We start from the raw sequence: 16,656 nt of genomic DNA, 5'->3' as shown, positions 1-16,656 counted from the left end.
TTTGCCCGGGCCCGAGCCCGGCCGCCGTGCGGTCGGGCGCCCACTCCAGACACCGGGAGCCGCCCCGATGACGGACCACTCCACGACCCCCGACACCGGCCTGACCGAGGGGATCGACGACGCCGTACGGGCCGAGCTGACCAGCCTGCGCGAGAGCATCGACAACATCGACGCCGCGGTGGTCCACATGCTGGCCGAGCGCTTCAAGGCGACCCAGCGGGTCGGCCGGCTCAAGGCCGCCCACAAGCTGCCGCCGGCCGACCCGGCGCGCGAGCGGGACCAGATCAAGCGGCTGCGGGAGCTGGCGGCCGGAGCCAAGCTGGACCCGGTCTTCGCGGAGAAGTTCCTGAACTTCATCATCGCCGAGGTCATCCGCCACCACGAGGCCATCGCCCGCGCCTGACCGGGCCCGGCAGCACGGGCCGGGAACCTCGGGCCCGGCACCGCGGGCCCCGGACCACCCCCGACGGCCCCGGGCCGGCACCGGGACACCCGGTGTTGTCGGCGGCGGCTAAATGACCGATTTCGTCAGGCTCCACGGTTGGCGTAGCGTGCAGGTTTCCCCAGCCGGAGAGGTGGAGCAGCGACGATGGCGGTGAACCTGCCCGAGACGTCCAGCGGAGCCGGAGCCCCCGGCGGGCCCGCGTCGAACGCCCACGGGGTGTCCGGAGGTCGCGGCGGGGACCGTCGCCGGGCGCGCGGTCCGCGCGGCCGGGCGAACCGCCGCTCGGGCCGGCGTCCCCGGCCGTGGTGGATCGAGCTGCCGGTGATGGCGGCGGTCGGCCTGGTGGTCGCCCTGCTGATCAAGACCTGCCTGTTCCAGGTGTTCACCATCCCGTCCGGCTCGATGGAGAACACCCTGCGGATCGGCGACCGGGTCGGCGTGAACAAGCTGGCGCCGCTGACCGGCTGGGAGCCGGAGCCGGGGCAGCCGGTGGTGTTCAAGGACCCGGGCGGATGGCTGCCGCCGCAGCCCACCGACCCGAACCCCGTCACCAACGCCGTGAGCTCGGTGCTCAGCTTCGTCGGCCTGGTGCCGCCGAAGGACGACAACTACCTGGTCAAGCGGGTCATCGCGACCGGTGGTCAGACCGTGCAGTGCCAGGGCACCACGCTGACCGTGGACGGGCGGAAGGTCGACGAGCCGTACCTGCACCCCGGGGACGACTCCTGTGCCGGGCTGGACTTCGGGCCGGTGAAGGTGCCCGCGGGCCACGTCTGGGTCGAGGGCGACCACCGCAGCGACTCCGCCGACTCCCGCTACCACCAGCACGGCCCGGGTGGCGGCGCCGTGCCGGTGGACAACGTGGTGGGCCCGGTGTCGGCCGTCGTGTGGCCGCTCAGTCACCTCGACTGGTTCGGCTGGACCGGCCGCTGACCCCGGGCTCGGCGGCCACCCGCTCGGCGGCCCCCTGAGCGGAGCCGCCGGCGGAGCCGACCGGCACCGCTTCCGCCTCCGCGGGCTTGCTCGCCTGAGCGGCGAAGGCCCCGGTCAGTACCAGCAGGCCGCCCGCGATCTGCGGCAGCCCGAGGTGTTCGCCGAGCAGCACCCAGGCCGTCACGGTGGCCACCACCGCTTCCAGGTTGGCGACCACGCCGGCGATCGGCGGCGAGAGGTAGCCGACCGAGATCACCCCGGTCAGGTAGGCGAGCACGGTCGCGATCAGCACCATCCAGGCGGCCGGGAGGAACGCGGGCAGGGTGTGCCCGTTCATCACCACCGACCCGCCGAGCTTGCCCCAGTCGGCCTGCCACGGCCGGGTGAGGGCGGTGAGCAGCACCGCGCCGACGAGCAGCCCGAACGCGCTGACCGCGAGCGGGTCGACCGGGCGGTCACCGTGCCGGCCGGCGTCGGCGAGCACGAAGTAGCCGACCTGGCAGAGGGCGGCGCCGAGGGCGAACAGCACGCCGAGCGCGTCGAAGCTCAGACCGTTCCAGACCTCGACCACGCAGGCCAGCCCGGCCACCGCCACGCCGGCGCCGATGGCCGCGCCGCGGGTGATCGGTTTGCGCTGGACGAACTTGACGTAGCCGATCAGCAGGGGCGGCCCGAGGTACTCGATGAGCAGGGCGACGCCGACCGGTATGCGGGAGATCGCCGCGAAGTAGCAGGCCTGGACGCCCGCGACGGCGAGCAGCCCGAAGCCGAGCAGCAGGCCGGGGCGGCGCAGGACGGCGTCCCGGTGCCGGTAGGCGACCGGGAGGAGCGCGACCGCCGCTCCGGTGACGCGGAGCCACACCACGTGCAGCGGGGAGAGTCCGGCCTCTATCAGCGGCTTGGCCGCGGTGCCGGAGCCGCCGAAGGCGATGGCGGAGACCAGCGCGAGGCCGAGGCCGAGGGTTCTGCCCGAGGGGACGGAGGGCGAGGCCGTTGATCTGTGCACGGCCGCATTGTGACAGTCATACCGATGATCGGGTAAGGCGCCATTCCGTCATTCGGTCCTGCCTCCACCTGTGCGTAGTGGCGCACTCACCCGAGCCCGTGCGGCCCCGGTTCCGCGCACCCGGTTCCGCGCACCCGGTTCCGCGTACCCGGGTCCCGAGGCGCGGAGGCCCGGAAGGCCCGAGAGCCCGGGGCCTCGAAGGCCCCGGGCTCCACCGGCGTCGTCCGTCAGCCCCCGGACCCGGACGAGGCGCCCGCCCCGGCGACCGAGTCCGTCCCGCCCGTGGACGGGGCGGTCGGCTGCGAGGTCGGGGGTGCGGTCGGCTGGGTGGTCGGCGTCGGCCTGGAGGTGGGCCGGGTCGGCCGGGTGGGCTGGGTGGTCGGCTGGCTGGTCGGCGGAGCCGTCGGCGTGGTGGCCGTCCCGCCGCCCGTCGAGGTCGAGCCGTTGCCCGGGGTCGTGGTGGGGCCGGTGCTCGGAGCGTCGGTCGGAGCGCTCGTCGACGGGGCGCTGCTCGGGGTGCTCGGGGCGGTCGGCAGGTCGGTGGCGCCCGAGGAGTCGCCGCCGGCCGGGGTCGGGAAGTCGCTGACCGACTGGCCCTTGAGCGCGGCCTTCATGTAGCTGGTCCAGATCTGGGCCGGGAACTGACCGCCGGCCGCGCCGTCGATGCCGCCGACGCCGCTCAGGCTGACCTGGGAGCCGTTGCCCGGGTCCTGGCCGAACAGCGCGACCGAGGTGACCAGCTCGGGGGTGTAGCCCACGAACCAGACGGACTTCTGGTCGTCGGTGGTGCCGGTCTTGCCCGCCGCCGGGCGGCCGAGCGCCTTCGCGCGCCAGCCGGTGCCGCCCGGGTCGCTCACCACGCCCTGGAGCATCGAGGTGACCTGGTTGGCGGTGTCCTCGCTGATCGCCTGGGTGGTCTTGTGGGCGGGCAGCGCGACGTTCTCGCCCTCGCGGTCCACCGACTGCACCAGCCACGGGGTGATCTGCTTGCCGCCGTTGTCCAGCGTGGCGTACACGCCGGCCATGTCGAGCACGCTCGGGGTGGCGGCGCCCAGCGGGATGGACGGCACCGGGTCGAGGCCCGGGGTGTTGCCGGGCAGGCCCAGCGCGACGGCGGTGTCCTTGACCTTCTGGAGCCCGGTGTCCTGCGCGAGCTGCGCGAACGCCGAGTTGACCGACCAGTCGGTGGCCTGCTGGAGGCTGATCTGGCCGTAGCTCTTGTCGCCCTCGTTCGGCGGCGCGTACGGGGTGCCCTTGCCGCCGCGGACCTTCCGGCCGCTGGTGCCGTCGTAGACCGTGCGCGGGGTGACGGTGCGCCCCTCCTGGGTCTTGGCGTTGTTCTCGAAGGCGGCGGCCAGCGCGATCGCCTTGAAGGTCGAGCCCGCCTGGTAGTCGCGCCGGGTGGCGTTGTCGACGTAGTGCTTCACGTAGTCGACGCCGCCGTACAGGGCGACGACCGCGCCGGTCTTCGGGTCCACCGAGGCGGCGCCGGCCTGGGCGGCCGCGTCCTTCTTCCGCTTGTCCGGGTTCAGGTTGTCGTGCAGCTGGGCCTGGACGGAGTCCTGGAGGGCCTGCTGGCGGGCCGGGTCGATGGTCAGCTTGATCGTGTAGCCGCCCTTGGCCAGCTCGGTCTCGTTGATCACGCCGCTGGAGGTGAGGTACTTGGTGGCCGCGTCGACCAGGTAGCCGGCCTGGCCGGACAGGCCCGGGTTGGGCTGCGGGTCCCGGACGTCCGGGAAGGCGGTCTTCGCCCGCTCGTCCGCGGAGAGCCAGCCCTCCTTGACCATGCCGTCGAGCACGTAGTTCCAGCGGTTGACGGCGTTCTGCTTGCCGGCCGCGGTCGCGGTGGCGACGTCGTAGGCGCTCGGGGCGTTCAGCAGGGTGGCCAGGTAGGCGCCCTGGGCGGGGTCGAGGGCGGAGGCGTCGACGCCGAAGTACGCCTGGGCGGCGGCCTGGATGCCGTAGGCGCCGCGGCCGTAGTAGGAGGTGTTCAGGTAGCCGGAGAGGATGTCGTCCTTGCTCTCGGTGGCGTCCACCTTGATGGCGATGAACAGTTCCTTCACCTTGCGGGTGATCGACTGCTTCTGGTTCAGGTACGTGTTCTTCACGTACTGCTGGGTGATGGTGGAACCGCCCTGGGTGCCCTGGCCCTTGGCGGTGTTGATCGCGGCCCGGGCCAGGCCCTGGACGTTGACCGCGCCCTCGTTGTAGAAGTTCCGGTCCTCGGCGGCCAGCGCGGCGTGCTGGGCGGCGGGGGAGACCTTGTCCAGGGCGACGTTCTGCCGGTTGGTCTGGCCGGTGCGGGTGAGCACCGAACCGTCCGAGTAGAGCCAGGTGTTGCTCTGGGCCGTCGCGGCGGCGTGCGCGTCCGGCACCTTCACCAGGAACACCCCGAGCACGAACAGGCCGATGCCGAGCAGCAGCGCCGAGCCGAAGCCGAGCAGGGTCATCCGCCAGGTGGGTATCAGCCGTCGCCAGCCGGTGCGCTTCGGACGGCGCGGCTTCCTGCCGCCGGACCCGCCGGCGGAGCCGGTCGAGCCGGTGGAACGCTTGAACCGCTTGACCGGGCGGAGGCCGATCGACGGCGTGCGACGGCCGCCCTGGGCGTTTCTGGACAAAGCGCGGCCTTTCCTGCGGGCGCACCTGGGCAGCCTGCACGGACGGGGACATCGGCGGTTGGGGACCTTTGTCCCGATTCCGGTTCTACTGCCCTGGACGAGCAGAACGGGCCGGATGGCTCCGGCGGATCGCCAATCGAGACCGACATCACACGCAAAACGGACGTCGGAGGCCAAAAAATCGGGGAGCCCCTCGCTGCTGCGAGAGGCTCCCCAACTGTCTGTGCGCCGCCAGGGACTCGAACCCCGGACCCGCTGATTAAGAGTCAGCTGCTCTAACCAACTGAGCTAGCGGCGCCTGCTGACCTGGAAAACAATACACGCTCCCGAGGGGTGCCTCGAACCGGCCTGGACCGCCCGGGCGGCCACCGCCCGATCCGCCCCTTTCCTTCCGGTTGGTCTGGAGTTCGCCGCTGGTTAGGGTGGAACGGTGCCCAGCCCCCAGCCAGGACGCCGCGCCGCGCCGACGGCGGTCGCCACCCTGCTGCTGCTCAGCGCCGTGGCGTACACCGCCTGGGTGCTGGAGGTCGTGCTGAGCACCGGACTCGACCCGGTGCAGGCGTACATCAGCGAACTCGCCGCCGAGGACCAGCCGCTGGGCGGCCTGTTCCGGGCCACCGACCTGGTCGCCGGGCTCTGCCTCCTCGCCGCCGCCGGTACCGCGCTCGCCACCGGGCGGGCCGGGGCCTCCCGGCGGCACCGCTGGGCGCTGGCCGGCTGGTCCGCGCTGGCCCTGTTCGGCGCCGCCACCGCGGCCGACTCCCGGCTGCCGCTCAGCTGCGCGCCCACCAGCGACGAGATGTGCGCCGCCCGGGAGACCGCCGGGCTCGTCCCCGCCACCCACACCGCGCACGCCGTCACCAGCAGCCTCGCCATGGCCGGGGCGCTCACCGCGCTGGTCTCGCTCACCGTCGCCGCCCGGCGCCACCGATGGTGGCCGCCGGTGCGCCGGTTCGGTCCCTGGCTGTTGGGCGCCGAGCTGCTCGCCACCGGCTGGAGCCTCGCCTCGATCGCCGCCTTCCAGGCCGGGCACGGGACCTGGGCGCTCGGGGCCGGACAGCGGCTCCAGGTGCTGCTGGTCGCGCTCTGGCTCGGCCTGCTGGCGCTGGGCATCGCCCGTTCCGCCCGCACGGACGGGCCCGACGGACCGGACGGACCGGACGGGACGGACGGGACGGCCGAGGATCCGGTGGACCGGCACCGCCCGGCCGAGCCGCTCCCGGGGCGGCGGCCGGCATGAGCACCCCCGGACCGGACACCGCCGGCCGGGCACGCTTCCTGCGCGTCGACGGCGTCCCGCTGCACGTCCGCACCGAGGGCAGCGGCCCGCTCTGCCTGCTCTCCGGCGGCCTCGGCAGCAGCTGGTTCGACTGGGACCTGGTCGTCCCCTTCCTCACCCCGTACCGCACCGTGGTCCGCTTCGACCGGCCCGGCTACGGGCTGAGCGCCGCCGAGCCGGCGACCGGCAGCCCGGCACCGACCGCGGCCGGCGAGGCCGCGCGGATCCGGGCGGTGCTGGACGGCCTCGGACTGCGGGAGCCCTGCACCGTGGTCGGACACTCGCTCGCGGGCTTCCACGTCGAGGCGTTCGCCCGGCTGCACCCCGAGCGGACCGCCGGCCTGGTGCTGGTGGACGGCAGCGTGGAGCGGGCGGCCCGGCCGTACCCGGCACCCGCCGCGCGCGATCTGGCGGCCCGGGCGGTGGCCGGCGCCGCCACCGCCCTCGCCGTGCCCTACCTGCTGGGCCCGACCGCCCGCCGGGCCACGGCCCGGATGTCCACCGTCCGCCGCGAGGACCTCGCCCCGGCGCCCCTGGTCCGGCACTGCTACCGCACCGGGCGGGCCCTGCGCGCGCTGCTGCGGGAGAACGGCCGCTACCTCGACACGGCCGCCGAACTGGACGAGCTGCGGCGCACCCGGCCGCTGGCCGAGGACCTGCCGATCACCGTGCTGGCCGCGGACGACGGCTGCCGGACCCGCCGCACCGAGGACTGGCTGGCCCGGCAGCGGGAGCTGGCGGCGCTGCTCGGGGCGGACTTCCGCACCACCGCCCCGGCCGGGCACCTGGTGATGTTCGACCGCCCGGACGCGGTGGCCTCGGCCGTGCTCGACACCCGCTGAGGCCGAGCCGAGGTGCCGAGGCGGCCTCGGAGGCGTTCACGAGGAGGAGGCCCATCCGGGCCGGAAACGCCTCAGGCCGCCCACCGGAGTGGACGGCCTGAGACCTTGCCATGTGCGCCGCCAGGGACTCGAACCCCGGACCCGCTGATTAAGAGTCAGCTGCTCTAACCAACTGAGCTAGCGGCGCTTGCTGACGTCGAAGACTCTACACGGCGCCGACCGGATCCACCGAATCGTGTTCGAGTGGTCACTCCTCGTGTTCGGATCCGCTCTCCGGGTGGTGGCAGGCCGCCTGGTGGTCCGCCTCCCGCGCGCCGCCGAGCAGGGCCGGCCGCTCCTGCTCGCAGCGGGCCCGGTCGGCCGCGGCGGTGAGCCCGGCGTAGCGCGGGCAGCGGCCGCGGAAGACGCAGCCGGCGCGGCGTTCGGTGGGCGGGGGAGGGTCGCCGGCCAGCAGGACGCGGTCGCGGGCGCGCTCGGCGGTGGGGTCGGGCAGCGGGACGGCGGAGAGCAGGGCCCGGGTGTACGGGTGGCGGGGGCGGTCGAAGACGGCGGAGACCTCGCCCTGCTCGACCGTCCGGCCGAGGTACATCACGCTGACCCGGTCGGCGAGGTGCCGGATCACCGAGAGGTCGTGCGAGACGAACAGGTAGGACAGGCCCAGTTCGGCCTTGAGCGACTGGAGCAGGTTGAGCACCCCGGCCTGGATGGAGACGTCCAGGGCGGAGACGGGTTCGTCCAGCACCAGCAGGCCGGGCCGGACGGCGAGGGCCCGGGCGATCGAGACGCGCTGGCGCTGGCCGCCGGAGAACTGGTGCGGGTAGCGGACGGCGTGCTCCGGGTCGAGGCCGACCTGGCGCAGCAGCTCGGGCACCCGGCGGGCGATCTCCTCGCGCGGGGCGCGCTGGGCGAGCAGCGGTTCGGCCACGATGTCGCCGATCGGCATCCTGGGGTCGAGGGCGGCCATCGGGTCCTGGAAGACGATCTGCACCCGGGCGCGGAGCCGGTGCGCCTCGGCCCGGGTGAGGGTGGCGGTGTCCCGGCCGAACAGTTCGATGCGTCCGGTCTGGGGGGCGCCGAGCCGCAGCAGTTCGAACAGCGTGGTGGACTTGCCGGAGCCGGACTCCCCGACCAGGCCGAGGGTCTCGCCCTCCCGCAGGTCCAGGTCGACGCCGTCCACCGCGTACACCTCGCCGACCTTGCGCTTGAACACCGTGCCCTTGAGGAGCGGGAACGTTTTTCCCAGGTCGCTCACGGACAGCACCGGCGTCCGGGCGGAGCGGTCGCCGGGTCCGGTGGCGGTGAGCAGCTCCGGGACGGGGTAGACCTCGGCCGGCGCGGGCCGCCGCTCGGCGAGCTCCGCCGACCGCACGCACGCCGACAGGTGGCCGGTGGCACCGTCGACGCCGCCGATGTCGCCCGGGGCGGCCTCCAGGGCGGGTTCCGCCGCGGAGCAGCGCTCCTCCGCCAGCGGGCAGCGCGCCGCGAACGGGCAGCCCGGGGGCAGCTCGGCCATCGGTGCCGGGGTGCCGGGGATCGGCACGAGCGGACCGCCGCGTCCGTCCAGCCGGGGCAGGGCGCCGATCAGGCCCAGCGAGTACGGGTGGCGGGGGGCCGCGAACAGCTCGTCCACCCCGGCCGTCTCGACCACCCGTCCGGCGTACATCACCGCGACCCGGTCGGCCGCACCGGCGATCACCCCGAGGTCGTGGCTGACCAGGACGAGCGCCGCGCCGGTCTCCCGCTGGGCGGTGCGCAGCACGTCCAGCACCTGGGCCTGGATGGTGACGTCGAGCGCGGTGGTGGGTTCGTCGGCGAGCAGGACGTCCGGTTCGTTGGCGACCGCCATGGCGATCATCGCGCGTTGGCGCATGCCGCCGGAGAACTCGTGCGGGAAGCTGTCCAGGGCCCGGTCGGGCGCCGGGATGCCGACCAGGTCGAGGAGTTCGGCGGCCCGGCGGCGGGCGGCGGCCCGGTCCACCCGCTGGTGGACGCGGACCGCCTCGGCGATCTGGTCGCCGATCCGGTAGACCGGGGTGAAGGCGGACAGCGGGTCCTGGAAGACCATGGCGATCCGGCGGCCGCGGATCGCGGCGAGCTCCCGGCCCGGCAGGCCGACCAGTTCGCGCCCGTCCAGCCGCACCGAGCCGCTGACGCTCGCCGTGCGGGGCAGCAGGCCGAGCACGGACAGCGCGGTGACGGACTTTCCGGAGCCGGACTCGCCGACGATGCCGAGGGTCTCGCCGCGCCGCAGGGTGAGGTCCACCCCGCGGACGGCGGGGACCGGGCCGTCGGGCCCGGCGAAGTCCACCCGCAGGTCCCGGACGGCGAGCAGCGGGGTTTCGACGGTGGTGGTCACGGGTGCTTCCTACGGCCGGCGGGGCTGGGGCTGCTGACGGAACGGCTGGTACGGCGGGTGCGACGGGAACCGCGGGTGCGGCGGGACCGGCGGGGCGCGGCCCCCGAGGTGGGGTCGAGGGCGTCGCGCAGCCCGTCCCCGATCAGGTTGACGGCGAGGACGAACAGCACCAGCAGCCCGGCGGCGAAGTAGAACAGCCAGGGGAACACCGGGGCCTCGCCGGTCCCGGCGGCGAGCAGGGTGCCGAGCGAGACGTCCGGCGGCTTGACCCCGAAGCCGAAGTAGGAGAGCGCGGTCTCGCTCATCACGGCGCCGCCGACCGCGATGGTGGCGTCGATGATGAGGAAGGAGGCGACGTTCGGCAGGATGTGCCGGCTGATGATCCGCAGCGGCCGCACCCCCATGAACCGTGCGGCGCGGACGAATTCGCGTTCGCGCAGGGAGATGGTCATCGAGCGGACCACCCGGGCGGTGATCATCCAGTTGAACAGGGCGAGCAGCAGGACGAAGGCGATCCAGCCGGCGCCCTTCAGCCGGGCGGAGACGATGGTGATGATCAGGAACGCGGGGAAGACCAGCAGCAGGTCGACCAGGAACATCAGCGCCCGGTCGGTCCAGCCGCCGAAGTAGCCGGCGCAGGCGCCGACCACGGAGGCCAGCACGGTGGAGAACAGTGCCACCAGCAGGCCGATGACCAGCGACTTCTGCAGGCCGCGGACGGTCTGCGCGAAGACGTCCTGGCCGACCCCGTTGGTGCCGAACAGGTGCTCGGCGGAGGGGGGCTGGTGCAGCGCGGAGAAGTCGGGGGCGGCGTAGTCCCAGCGCGTCAGGTACGGCCCGCCGAAGGCGAGCGCGAACAGCAGCAGCACCAGGACGGCGCCGACCACGGCCCCGCGGGCGGCGAGCAGCCGGGAGAGGACGAGCCGGCCGCGGCCGGCGGCCCGGGGCGGTCCGGCGGGTGCGGAGGGTCCGGCGGGGCCGGCCGGTTCGACCGGTTCGGCGGTGGTGGCGGTGGTGGTCATCTCGGCTCTCCTCCGGTCAGGACCGCACGCGCGGGTCGAGGGCGGCGTGCAGGGTGTCGGCGAGGAAGCCGGAGACGAGGACGACGGCGGCGGTGAACAGGTTGATCGCCACGACCGAGTTGACGTCCTGTTCGTTGATCGACTTGATCAGCCACTCGCCCATGCCGTGCCAGCCGAAGATCGTCTCGGTGAAGATCGCGCCGGTGAAGATGCCCAGGAAGCTGTAGGCGAACATGGTCGACATCGGGATCACGGCGGTCCGCAGCCCGTGCTTCAGCAGGGCCCGGCCGCGGGTCAGGCCCTTGGCCTCGGCGGTGCGCAGGTAGTCGGAGCCGAGCACGTCGAGCATGGTGCCGCGCTGGTAGCGGCTGTAGGTGGCGAGGCCGCCGAGGGCCAGCGAGACGGTGGGCAGCAGCAGGTGCAGCGCCCAGTCGGCGAGGTGGGCACCGAGGCCGCCGGTGAGCCCGGGGGTCTCGTACCCGGTGAACGGGACCACCTCGTGGCCGGCCGCGTCCTTGGCGGCGATGGCGCCGTTCTTGAGGAACAGCGCGACCAGGAAGACCGGGGTGGAGAGCAGGACGAAGGACAGCAGGGTGAGCAGCCGGTCGGAGATCCGGTACTGGCGCACCGCGCTCCAGGCCCCGGCGGCGACGCCGAGGACCATGCCCAGCAGGCTGCCGAGCAGCAGCAGCCGCAGCGAGACCCAGACCCGGCGGCCGAAGTCGTCGGCGACGGGGGTGTCGTGGATGGACCGGCCGAGGTCGCCGTGCAGCAGCCCGCCGGCCCAGTGGCCGAAGCGCTCGACGACCGGGGTGCGGTCGTTCAGGTTGAGCGCGGTGAGCTGGCGCTCGACCGATTCGGCGGACGGCCGGGGGACCTTGGCCTCGAAGTAGGTGCGCGGCTGCATGGCGGTCGCGGAGACCGCGTACGCCAGGAAGACGGCGGCGATCAGCAGCGCCGCGTAGTAGCTCAGCCGTTTCGCCAGGTAGCGGAGCATCAACGGCCGCCCGTCGCGGTGCGGGTGGGGCCGACGCGTCTGGTGGGCATCGAGTGGTGGCTTTCGGTTCCGGGCCCTTCGGGGCGTCAGTTCTCGTGGTTCGCGGGCAGGTTGGGAACCAGCAGGTCAGAGTGAAGCACCGGTGCGCTGAGGCGGTGTTGCGGCCGTGTTGCCGCGTGTGACGTCTGGATCAGGTGTGCGCTCCTCCCCCTGGTGGCGGATCTGATCCGCTGTTACGTTCTGCTCGCCCGGTGCCGACTTGGCTGCCCACGCTCAAGCCCCGCCACACCTCCCGCGCCCCAACTACCGTCATCGACCCCAGGGGGACCCTCATGGACGCTTCCACCACGGCCCGCCGCTCCGGCCGGGCGGCCGCCCTCGCCGCCGCCGTCGCGCTCGCGGTCACCGCGTGCACCTCGGGCGGGGGCGGCTCGGCCGACAACGTGGCCAAGAGCGAGCCGCCGAGACAGGACTCCCAGGACATCAACGCCCAGCCGTCGGACCGGATCAAGGACGGCGGCGAGGTGCGCTTCCAACTGGACCAGTGGATCACCCAGTGGAACCCGCTCCAGGTGGACGGCGGCTCCTACACCGACACGGTGAACCTGGTCCGCGCCCTGGAGCCCTCGCTCTTCCGCACCGACTCCTCCGGCGCCTTCCACCCGGACCCGGACTACCTGGTGGAGGCCAAGGTCACCTCGACCTCGCCGCAGGTGGTCACGTACAAGCTGAACCCCAAGGCCAAGTGGTCCGACGGCAAGCCGCTGAGCTACCTGGACTTCAGGGCCGACTGGCAGGCCGGCAGCGGCAAGGACCCGGCGTACAACATCTACGACCCGTCCGGCTACGAGCTGATCTCCGGGGTGGAGCAGGGCGCCGGCCCGGGCGAGGTCGTGGTCACCTTCTCGGAGCCGTACGCGGACTGGCAGAACCTGTTCCGCCCGCTGATCCCGGCGGCCGGCATCTCCACCCCGGACGACTTCAACAAGGGCTGGGTGGAGAAGGTCCCGATCACCGCGGGCGCGCTGAAGATCGGCGCGGCGGACAAGACCGCGCAGACCATCAGCCTCGTCCCGGACCCGGCCTGGTGGGGCACCCGGGCCAAGCTCGACAAGATCACCTTCCGGGTGATGGACAAGGCCGCGAGTATCCAGGCCTACCTCAACAACGAGATCGACTTGGCCTCGGCCGGCACCGCCACCGCGTACGGGCAGCTCAAGAACGCCAAGGACACCACGATCCGGGCCGCCAGCCCGTGGGACGAGGTGCACATCTCCTTCGGCGGCACCGGCGCGCTGGCGGACCAGAAGGTCCGCCAGGCGCTCGGCAGGGCGCTCGACCGCTCGGCGCTGATCAAGATCGCCAACAACGGGGTGCCGGTGGAGTTCAAGCCGCTCGGCAACCACATCATCATGCCCAACCAGACCGGCTACCAGGACAACTCCGGCGAGTGGGCGAAGTTCGACCGGGCCGCGGCCGGGAAGCTGCTGGACGACGCCGGCTGGAAGGAGTCCGGCGCCGGCCAGCCGCGCACCAAGGACGGCCGGCAGCTGGAGCTGCACTGGGTGCTCAGCGACGGCACCACGCAGGCCCAGCTCGACCTCGCCACCGCGGCGGCGGCGATGTGGCAGACGGTCGGGGTCAAGGTCGACCTGGACAAGGTCGCGGCCAACGACTACTTCGCCAAGTACGTCACCCCGGGCAAGTTCGACATCGCGAGCTGGCGCAACACCGACTCGTTCCCGAACTCCAAGAGCCTGGCCAACTTCCGCCTGCCGGTGGGCGACAACACCTTCAGCAACCCCTCGCGGCTGGGCACCCCGGAGATCGACGCGCTGCTGAAGAAGGCGGCCGGGACGGTCGACCCGGCGGAGGCCGTGAAGCTCTACAACGAGGCGGACGCGAAGATCTGGGAGCTCGGCCACACCGTCGAGCTCTACCAGCGGCCCGCCGTGGTGGCGACCCGCAAGGGGCTGGCCAACTACGGCGCCTTCGGTCTCGGCCAGGAGGACTACAGCAAGGTCGGCTGGGAGAAGTAGGTGGCGCCGCGAGGAGGCGGGCCGCACGGCAGGCGCTGGCGAGCAGCGCGGTGATCACGAGGCCGGTGGCGCGGACGCGGGAGGATCGGCTCCGCCGCCCCCGCTGTCCCGCCACCCGCCTTGACCTTCCGCGTTGCCCGCACGCCACCCGTGTCGTGGGGCCCGGCAGGGCCCGCGCTCTTCCAACCGGGGAAGAATCTAGCGGCGCTCCGGCCGCTCGCGAGGCAGCGCGCGGGGCACGCGCGGAAACCCGCCGCGCTGTCACCCGGTTCGCGCACCGGAGCGTCAACTACGGCTGACGGCAAGGAAAAAAGGGGGCATATGGGGCCATCGTGACCGGGGGCGTGCGGCCTTCCCCGGTCTCGCCCGTGCGCGCACACTGTCGTGCCGGTGCGCGCACACCTGCCGCGCCGGTGCGTGCGCCGGGGCGGAGCCGCTGCCAGGATGCGCGGGACGGTCCCCCCTTCCGATTCCCGGAGCAGTTCCGATGGCCAGTGACCCCGCCGCGACGGCACCCCTCAGCCACCCCGTCGACCCGCCGCCGGTCCGCCGGATGGTCCCGCGCGACCGGCACGAGCCGCACCGGGTCGCCACCCCGCTGGAGCTCTTCTTCGACCTCTGCTTCGTGGTCGCGGTCGGCCAGGCCGGGCGCGAACTGGCCCACTCCCTGGCCGACGGGCACTACGGGGCGGGCCTGCAGGGGTACACCCTGTCCTTCTTCGCCATCTGGTGGGCCTGGATGAACTTCACCTGGTTCGCCTCCGCGTACGACGTCGACGACGTGCCGTACCGGGTCACCACGCTGGTGCAGATCGCCGGGGTGCTGATCCTCGCCGCCGGGGTGCCGCGGCTGTTCGCCGCCCAGGACCTGACGCTGGCGATCGCCGGCTACGTGGTGATGCGCCTGGCGATGGTCACCCAGTGGCTGCGCGCCGCCGCCAGCGAGCAGGGGGTGGCGCGCCGGGTCGCGCTGGGCTACGCGGCGGGCATCACGCTCTGCCAGGCGGGCTGGGTGGTGATGCTGTTCCTGCCGCACGACGTGCGGCCGTACGTCATCCCGGTCGGGGTGCTGTGCGAGCTGGCCGTGCCGGTGATCGCCGAGCTGCGGATGCGGACCTCCTGGCACCCGCACCACATCGCCGAGCGGTACGGGCTGTTCACCCTCATCGTGCTCGGCGAGACGGTGGCGGCGGCGACCGTCGCGGTGCAGTCGGCGGTGGACGAGCACGAGGAACTGGGCCGGCTGGTGCCGGTGGCCGTCGGCGGGCTGCTGATCTGCTTCGCGGCCTGGTGGATCTACTTCGCCCGGCCCGTCCACGAGCACCTGCGCTCCAACCGGCAGGCGCTGGTCTGGGGGTACGGGCACTACCTGGTGTTCGGCTCGGCGGCGGCGATCGGCACCGGGCTGGAGGTCGCGGTGGAGTCGGCGGTGCACCAGGCGCACATCTCCGAGACCGCGGCCACCGCGACGGTCACCGTGCCCACCGCGCTCTACCTGGTCACGGTCTGGTTCCTGTACTCCCGGCACACCAAGCGGGGCGCGGCGGCCCAGGCGGTGGCGCCGGTGGGGGCCGTCCTGGTGCTGGCCTGCACGGCGCTCGGCGGCGCCGGGGTGCTCGCGGCGGGCCTGGTCTGCGCGCTGATGGTGGCGGTGGGCGTGCTGATCCACGGCCGGGAGAGCCGGGCCACCGCCCGCGGGGTCCGGCCGACCCGGGGGCCGGTCGGACCGGGGGTCTAGCCGGTCGGGGCGTCCGGCCGCCCCGGGGCTTCAGCCGGCCCGCCCCAGCAGGACCGGCTCGTGCCGCGCCAGCCAGTCCAGATAGGCCGGGTTGACCTTGGCCAGATCCAGGTAGGCGGAGCGCAGTTCGCCGTACAGGGCGTCCAGCGCGGGCGGGCTGAGCACGCGCGGGCGCCAGGTGAACAGCAGCCGGACGGCCAGCGGGTCCCCGTGCACCGGGCGGACCACCGTGCCGGGCCCGGGCAGGGAGGTCGGCTGGCAGGGGCGGACGGCCTCGCCGGAGGCGACCAGCTCGGCTGCGGTGGCGGCGTCCCGCACCTGCACCACCCGGGGGTTGAGCCCGGCCTCGCTGAACACCCGGCGCATCGCGGCGTACTCGTGGTCGGCGGTCGGGTCGACCATCCAGGTGTCCTCGGCGAGGTCGGCCAGGTGGACGACCGGACGGGCGGCGGCCGGGTGCCCCGCGGCGAGCGCGACGAACTGCGGCTCCCGGGCCATCAGCACCCGCTGCTCGGCGTCCGGCGGCACCCGTAACGGGAAGCCCTCGCTCTCGTACACGAAGGCCACGTCCAGCTGGTCGGCGCCGACCATCCGCAGCAGCGCGCTGGCCGAGACGTCCACGTGGATGGTGGTGTCGGTGTCCGGCAGCCGCTCGTGCACCCGGCGCAGCCAGGCGGCGACGGCCCGGCTGCCGACGCTGCCGATCCGCAGCCGCCGCTGCCGGCCGGGCGCGGTGGCGTCCCGGGCCTCCTGGCGGGCCGCGGCCACCAGGGCGGCCATCTCGGTGATCACCGGCCGGGCCCGGGACAGCACCGAGTGGCCGAGCACGGTGGGCCGGCTGCCGGTCTGCTCGCGGGTGAACAGGGTGCCGCCGATGGCGCGTTCGATGCGGTGCAGCTGGGTCGTGAGGGAGGGCTGGGTCATGCCGAGCTGGAGCGCGGCCTTGCGGAGGCTGCCGGTGTCGGCAATCGCGCACAGCACCCGGAGGTGTCTCACGTCGAGCTCCACGTTCGGAGCATAGACGCAGCCGCACCGCCTCGCCAAGGACATGACAGGCATTCAAGGCATGCCGGAGGGCCGACCGGCGGGTCGGCCGGCTCGGCGGACGGCGACGCGCCGCCGCCATGCGGCGGAGCTATCGCGGGTTGGCATCATCCGTGACGGCCCCGGGCGGGTCGAAGCTCGGTGGACAGCAACCGCCCCGGCCGCACGAACGGGGCGGCCCCCACCGTGCGTCGCCCCCGGGCCCGGCCCCCACCGGCCCCGACGGGCCGGCGCACCGCGAAACCGGAGCCCCCACATGAAGCGATCCGTGCTGTCCGCCGCCCTGGGCCTGGCCCTCGCGGCGGCCGCGGTGACGGGCAGGGTCGCGAGGCCGGCC

12 protein-coding genes and 2 tRNA genes are annotated in these 16,656 nt (G+C 73.7%); 6 read left to right on the top strand and 8 right to left on the bottom strand.

From position 1 onward, the window contains the following. Positions 1-67 precede the first annotated feature (67 nt). A complete protein-coding gene (locus AB0E96_RS03275; protein WP_359817827.1) occupies positions 68-403 on the top strand; it encodes a chorismate mutase in 336 nt (111 codons plus the stop codon). A gap of 186 nt (positions 404-589) precedes the next feature. Further along, entirely contained in the window at positions 590-1,378 is a 789-nt protein-coding gene (lepB, locus tag AB0E96_RS03270; RefSeq protein WP_359817825.1) for a signal peptidase I, read from the top strand. Here the strand turns inward: lepB and AB0E96_RS03265 are convergent. From AB0E96_RS03265 to AB0E96_RS03255, 3 genes are all read right to left on the bottom strand, one after another. Next, the gene (locus tag AB0E96_RS03265; protein WP_359817823.1) at positions 1,341-2,384 is read right to left on the bottom strand and encodes an EamA family transporter; all 1,044 of its coding nucleotides are present in this window, start codon (positions 2,382-2,384) and stop codon (positions 1,341-1,343) included. The genes lepB and AB0E96_RS03265 overlap by 38 nt on opposite strands. 227 nt (positions 2,385-2,611) lie before the next feature. Continuing rightward, entirely contained in the window at positions 2,612-5,002 is a 2,391-nt protein-coding gene (locus tag AB0E96_RS03260) for a transglycosylase domain-containing protein (RefSeq protein ID WP_359817821.1), read from the bottom strand. Between the two features lie 224 nt (positions 5,003-5,226). Continuing rightward, positions 5,227-5,300: transfer RNA gene (locus AB0E96_RS03255), tRNA-Lys, on the bottom strand. Between the two features lie 132 nt (positions 5,301-5,432). Here AB0E96_RS03255 and AB0E96_RS03250 point away from each other — a divergent pair. Both AB0E96_RS03250 and AB0E96_RS03245 read left to right on the top strand, forming a co-directional pair. Next, on the top strand, positions 5,433-6,242 hold the full coding sequence (locus AB0E96_RS03250) for a DUF998 domain-containing protein (protein WP_359817819.1): 810 nt from the start codon (positions 5,433-5,435) through the stop codon (positions 6,240-6,242). Continuing rightward, the gene (locus AB0E96_RS03245; RefSeq protein ID WP_359817817.1) at positions 6,239-7,123 is read left to right on the top strand and encodes an alpha/beta hydrolase; all 885 of its coding nucleotides are present in this window, start codon (positions 6,239-6,241) and stop codon (positions 7,121-7,123) included. Before AB0E96_RS03250 ends, AB0E96_RS03245 begins: the two co-directional genes overlap by 4 nt. A 113-nt stretch (positions 7,124-7,236) precedes the next feature. On the opposite strand, the gene AB0E96_RS03240 is transcribed toward AB0E96_RS03245, so the two are convergent. The 4 genes from AB0E96_RS03240 to AB0E96_RS03225 all read right to left on the bottom strand — a co-directional run bounded on the left by AB0E96_RS03240 (position 7,237) and on the right by AB0E96_RS03225 (position 11,498). Further along, positions 7,237-7,310, bottom strand: a tRNA-Lys gene (locus tag AB0E96_RS03240). 60 nt (positions 7,311-7,370) lie between these two features. Continuing rightward, a complete protein-coding gene (locus AB0E96_RS03235; protein WP_359817815.1) occupies positions 7,371-9,479 on the bottom strand; it encodes an ABC transporter ATP-binding protein in 2,109 nt (702 codons plus the stop codon). Further along, the gene (locus AB0E96_RS03230; RefSeq protein WP_359817813.1) at positions 9,476-10,501 is read right to left on the bottom strand and encodes an ABC transporter permease; all 1,026 of its coding nucleotides are present in this window, start codon (positions 10,499-10,501) and stop codon (positions 9,476-9,478) included. The genes AB0E96_RS03235 and AB0E96_RS03230 overlap by 4 nt, the downstream gene beginning before the upstream one ends. Positions 10,502-10,517: 16 nt before the next feature. Next, on the bottom strand, positions 10,518-11,498 hold the full coding sequence (locus AB0E96_RS03225) for an ABC transporter permease (protein WP_359817812.1): 981 nt from the start codon (positions 11,496-11,498) through the stop codon (positions 10,518-10,520). A 332-nt stretch (positions 11,499-11,830) separates the two neighbouring features. Between AB0E96_RS03225 and AB0E96_RS03220 the strand changes: the two genes are divergently transcribed. Together AB0E96_RS03220 and AB0E96_RS03215 are read left to right on the top strand one after the other, a co-directional pair. Beyond that, positions 11,831-13,537, top strand: a complete 1,707-nt coding sequence (locus tag AB0E96_RS03220; RefSeq protein WP_359817810.1) for an ABC transporter family substrate-binding protein — start codon at positions 11,831-11,833, stop codon at positions 13,535-13,537. Positions 13,538-14,024: 487 nt separating this feature from the next. Next, a complete protein-coding gene (locus tag AB0E96_RS03215; RefSeq protein WP_359817808.1) occupies positions 14,025-15,275 on the top strand; it encodes a low temperature requirement protein A in 1,251 nt (416 codons plus the stop codon). Positions 15,276-15,305: 30 nt separating this feature from the next. On the opposite strand, the gene AB0E96_RS03210 is transcribed toward AB0E96_RS03215, so the two are convergent. After that, positions 15,306-16,283 (bottom strand): LysR family transcriptional regulator, encoded by a 978-nt coding sequence (locus AB0E96_RS03210; RefSeq protein WP_359817806.1) that lies wholly within the window; start codon positions 16,281-16,283, stop codon positions 15,306-15,308. Positions 16,284-16,656 lie beyond the last annotated feature (373 nt).

The sequence above is a fragment of the Kitasatospora sp. NPDC036755 genome, assembly GCF_040636595.1.
GTDB lineage: Bacteria > Actinomycetota > Actinomycetes > Streptomycetales > Streptomycetaceae > Kitasatospora.
The sequence above is the reverse complement of the archived record's forward strand: the minus strand, read 5'-3'. Positions and strand labels throughout refer to the sequence as shown.

Bases quoted from the DNA above. Each gene is read 5' to 3' on its own strand.
- AB0E96_RS03275 (WP_359817827.1), top strand. From the start codon at position 68: ATGACGGACCACTCCACGACCCCCGACACCGGCCTGACCGAGGGGATC.
- lepB (WP_359817825.1), top strand. From the start codon at position 590: ATGGCGGTGAACCTGCCCGAGACGTCCAGCGGAGCCGGAGCCCCCGGC.
- AB0E96_RS03245 (WP_359817817.1), top strand. From the start codon at position 6,239: ATGAGCACCCCCGGACCGGACACCGCCGGCCGGGCACGCTTCCTGCGC.
- AB0E96_RS03230 (WP_359817813.1), bottom strand. From the start codon at position 10,501: ATGACCACCACCGCCACCACCGCCGAACCGGTCGAACCGGCCGGCCCC.
- AB0E96_RS03225 (WP_359817812.1), bottom strand. From the start codon at position 11,498: ATGCTCCGCTACCTGGCGAAACGGCTGAGCTACTACGCGGCGCTGCTG.
- AB0E96_RS03220 (WP_359817810.1), top strand. From the start codon at position 11,831: ATGGACGCTTCCACCACGGCCCGCCGCTCCGGCCGGGCGGCCGCCCTC.
- AB0E96_RS03215 (WP_359817808.1), top strand. From the start codon at position 14,025: ATGGCCAGTGACCCCGCCGCGACGGCACCCCTCAGCCACCCCGTCGAC.